Raw genomic sequence first — 408 nt, 5'->3', positions numbered from 1 at the left:
CGCCTCGCGCAGGATCGCGGGTTTGGGGCGGGAGGGTGTGTCGGTGGACAGCTGGTCGGCAAGATCGGGGAACAGCCGGGCGAATTCGCCGCCATGCGGGGTCAGCACGCAATCCGGTGGCAGGGCGCCCGGTGCCTTGGCCAACGCGGTCAGCGCATCCGCGTCCAGGACCGCCGGCCGCGCCGCAGCCCGCACGGCCTCCAGCAGCGCCGCTGCTCGCGTGACGCCGCAGCCCGGACCGATGCACAACGCCATCCCGCGGCGGTCGGACGCCAGCTTTGCCAGGGCATCCGCATCGTCGACCGTGCGCCGCATCAGCGCGTCGGGGGGAAGGGCGTGTTCCGCCATCGCCGCCGCAGGGGGCGCCAGCGTCACCAGCCCCGCGCCGACGCGCAGCGCCGCCCGCGC

Annotated in this window: 1 protein-coding gene; it reads right to left on the bottom strand. The window is 75.7% G+C overall.

Translation table 11 applies throughout. From position 1 onward, the window contains the following. Positions 1-408, bottom strand: a 408-nt coding sequence (locus tag TW83_RS18085) for an NAD(P)H-hydrate dehydratase (protein ID WP_045984176.1), incomplete at both ends; no start/stop codon positions are given.

The organism is Paracoccus sp. S4493 (genome assembly GCF_000967735.1).
GTDB classification, from domain to species: Bacteria; Pseudomonadota; Alphaproteobacteria; order Rhodobacterales; family Rhodobacteraceae; genus Paracoccus; species Paracoccus marcusii.
The sequence above is the reverse complement of the archived record's forward strand: the minus strand, read 5'-3'. Positions and strand labels throughout refer to the sequence as shown.